3 protein-coding genes and 1 pseudogene are annotated in these 3,067 nt (G+C 67.9%); 1 reads left to right on the top strand and 3 read right to left on the bottom strand.

The annotated features are described in order from the left end of the window. Window positions 1–321 (bottom strand): YbaB/EbfC family nucleoid-associated protein (locus V6M45_RS00980; protein ID WP_332653360.1); only part of this gene is annotated, 321 nt, incomplete at its 3' end. A 151-nt stretch (window positions 322–472) separates the two neighbouring features. Here V6M45_RS00980 and V6M45_RS00975 point away from each other — a divergent pair. Next, window positions 473–1,087, top strand: coding sequence for a malonic semialdehyde reductase (locus V6M45_RS00975; protein ID WP_332653359.1), 615 nt, complete (start codon window positions 473–475; stop codon window positions 1,085–1,087). Here the strand turns inward: V6M45_RS00975 and V6M45_RS00970 are convergent. Beyond that, entirely contained in the window at window positions 1,084–1,992 is a 909-nt protein-coding gene (locus V6M45_RS00970) for a methyltransferase domain-containing protein (RefSeq protein WP_332653357.1), read from the bottom strand. The two genes, V6M45_RS00975 and V6M45_RS00970, sit on opposite strands and share 4 nt — an antisense overlap. A gap of 171 nt (window positions 1,993–2,163) precedes the next feature. After that, a pseudogene (locus tag V6M45_RS00965) lies at window positions 2,164–3,067 on the bottom strand (DNA polymerase III subunit gamma/tau); the annotation flags it as partial.

Genomic DNA, 3,067 nt, shown 5'->3' with positions numbered 1-3,067 from the left:
CTTGGGCATGCCGGGGATGTTCATCCCGGCCATCGGGCCCGCGGCCTCGCGCATCAGGGCGGAGTTCACCTCGTCCAGCTTGCGCTTGGCGTCGGCGTGGGCGGCGACGATCAGGTCGGCGAGAATCTCGGTCTCGCCGGCGACCATCAGGCTGTCGTCGATGGTCACGCGCGTGACCTCGCCGGGCCCCTTCAGGTCGATGGTCACGAGACCGCCGCCGGAGCTGCCGGAGGCGGTGGTTTCGGCCATTTTCGCCTGGGCGTCCTGCAGCTTCTGCTGCATCGCCTGGGCCTGCTGCATGAGGGCGTTGAGGTCTTTCATGGGCCCTAGATAGGCCCCCTCGACCCGGGGCCGCAAGGGCGCGGCGGACGGTCGCGGGCGCGATTGGTAACAGGATGTGTTCTTGAATGATCCGACAGGCTTCCTAATTCGTATTAGCCACAGTTGCTAATACCGATCAGGAGGATTTCCCATGGCATTCGACGCTTCCGCAGTCCGCGACCGCCCGCTGTCCGACAGCGCCCTGGCCCAGCTGTTCACCGAGGCGCGGACGCGCAACGCCTGGTCCGACCGGCCGGTATCGGAAGACCTGCTGCGCAAGCTGTATGAGCTGACGAAATTCGGCCCGACGGCGGTGAACGCCACGCCCGCGCGCTTCGTGTTCGTGACCTCTCCGGAGGCCAAGGCGCGGCTTGCGCCGCTGATGTCGGACGGCAATCGCGAGAAGACCCTGCAGGCTCCGGTCAATGTGATCATTGGTCAGGACATCGAGTTTCACGAACAGCTGCCGAAGCTGTTCCCGCATGCGCCGGGGGCGAAGGACTGGTTCGCGGATGAGGCCGGACGGCGCGAGACGGCGTTCCGGAACGCCTCGCTGCAGGGCGGCTATTTCCTGCTGGCGGCGCGGGCGCTGGGGTTGGACGTGGGACCGATGTCGGGGTTCGATCCCGAGGGTGTGAAGGCCGCGTTCTTCGCCGGCACGACGGTGGAGCCGAACTTCATCGTCAACCTCGGCTATGGCACGGACGAGAACCTGTTCCCGCGGTCGCCGCGGCTGGGGTTCGAGGAGGCGGCCGTCATTCTTTAGGCGCAAGCCGCCGGCCGGCCGACGCCTGGCGGGTTGAACCGGCACACGATCTCGGTGCAGGTCGTCGCCAAATCCTCAGGGGAATAGCCCTGAAAGCGCCGGTCGATCTTCATTGACCGGACCCGCTGCAGGTCGTCCGGGTCGATGGTCGAGTGAACGTCCACGATCTCGGCTCCGAGGGCCTTGAGCATTTCGAGGAAGTCCCGCTCCCGGAGCCGGTTGTGGTAGCTGATCCTGTTCTTGACCAGAGGCGACCACAGCCATTCGGGATAGCGCAGGAAGTTGACCTTGCTGACCCGGCTGTCGAAGTTGTGGTAGTGGTCGTGCAGGCCGATCAGGGCGTAGAACACCCCGTCCGGTTTCAGCACCCGCCGGGCCTCGGTGATGATGGCGGACGCCGCCTGTTCGGGAACGTGTTCCAGCACGGCGTATGAGAAGAAGATGTCGACCGACCCATCCTTCAGGCCCGTCTCCGACGCGTCGCCGGGCGCGTAATACTGGACCCGCGCGGTTCGCAGCAGGGACTTGAGGTCGTTGGACGCACGCGCCGCCCACAAGGCCCCCCATTCCGGGCGGGCCTGAGCAGCGACGGCGGCGGCGGTCTGCGCCATATCGAGGCGAAGGTGCCGGACGTGATCGTAGGTATGGACCCGCTCGGCCCCCTCGGCTGACAGGCACAAGGTCGGCAGGGCGTCCCACCCGGTCCCGACCTCGACTATGGTCGCGCCCTTGATCGGATGGAGCTGTTTCAGCCGGTTCATCACCCGGGCCATGTCAGTCACCCGGTTGGCCAGAACCTCCGGCCCACGCCTTCGGGCATTGATCCGCTGAAGCCGATGATTGATCGCCTCGCCGCCCGGAAGCCGGGCGAGAACGGCCTGAACCAGAACCTTCGCTTGCCACATGGCGTCCTCCTCCCTTGGGCGAGGACGTTAACACCAGAAGGCGAAAAGAGAGAGCCCGCAACTGAGGCGGGCATGGCGCCCTGACAGGCCTGCCTCACTGGCTGATGCAGAAGCCCAGCGCGGGAGATGTCCGCAAAGGGTCGAAAGCGGTCCTTGCGCCGCCGTCAGCCCTCAGTCCTCGTCCCCCGCCGCCTCATCCGGAATGACCGGCAGCTCCACCGGCGGCGCCAGCGTCTTGATCTCGCCGATCTTCGCGCCCGGGAAGGCCTCCATCACCGCGACGATGAACGGGTCGGCCTCGATCTGCGCGCGCTCTTCCGCCCGTTTGCGGCGGTCGATCTCGATCATGGTCTCGCCGCCGCCCTGGCCGTTGGCGGCGATCAGCCAGGTGCGGCCGGTCCATTCCTTCAGGCGTGACGAGAGGCGGCGGGCCAGGTCGATCGGGGCCCCCTCGATGCTTTCGTAGGTGATGGCGCCCGGCTTGAAGGCGACGGGGCGGACGTAGCGCTGGACGTCCATCTGCAGGCCGACCTCGCGCTTGTCGCCGATCAGGGCGACGACCTGTTCGAACGATTGCGGGTCGGGCAGGGCGGGCGCGGCGACCGGGCGGGCGGCCAGTTGGGCCGAGGCGCCGCCGCCTCCACCACCCGAAGGGCCGCGCGGAGCGCCGCCGCCGCCGATGGGTTCGCCGTCGCGCAGGGCCTTGAGCGCCTCTTCCGGGCCGGGCAGGTCGGCGGCGTAGGCGAGGCGGACGATGGCCATTTCGACGGCGTCGGCGGGGTTGGGTGCGCGGCGGACCTCGTCGAGGGCCTTGAGCAGCATCTGCCAGACGCGCGCGAGCGTGCCGGCCGAGATGACCGCGCCGAGGGCCGTCAGCTTCTGGGCCTGGTCATTGGGCAGGCGGGTGGCCTGCGGCCCCAGCATCTTGGCCACCGAGGCGGCGTGGCAGTGTTCGAGCAGGTCGTTGGTCACCTGCACCGGATCGGCGCCGTAGCCGTAGAGGGTGCGGAACAGCTCCAGCGCCTCGGGCGTGCGGCCGGCCATGATCGATTCGAACAGGGCGATGGTCTGGCTG

Source organism: Brevundimonas sp. (assembly GCF_036676055.1).
Lineage (GTDB): Bacteria > Pseudomonadota > Alphaproteobacteria > Caulobacterales > Caulobacteraceae > Brevundimonas.
The sequence above is the reverse complement of the archived record's forward strand: the minus strand, read 5'-3'. Positions and strand labels throughout refer to the sequence as shown.

Coding starts and splice junctions, on each gene's coding strand:
- V6M45_RS00975 (WP_332653359.1), top strand. CDS start 473: ATGGCATTCGACGCTTCCGCAGTCCGCGACCGCCCGCTGTCCGACAGC.
- V6M45_RS00970 (WP_332653357.1), bottom strand. CDS start 1,992: ATGTGGCAAGCGAAGGTTCTGGTTCAGGCCGTTCTCGCCCGGCTTCCG.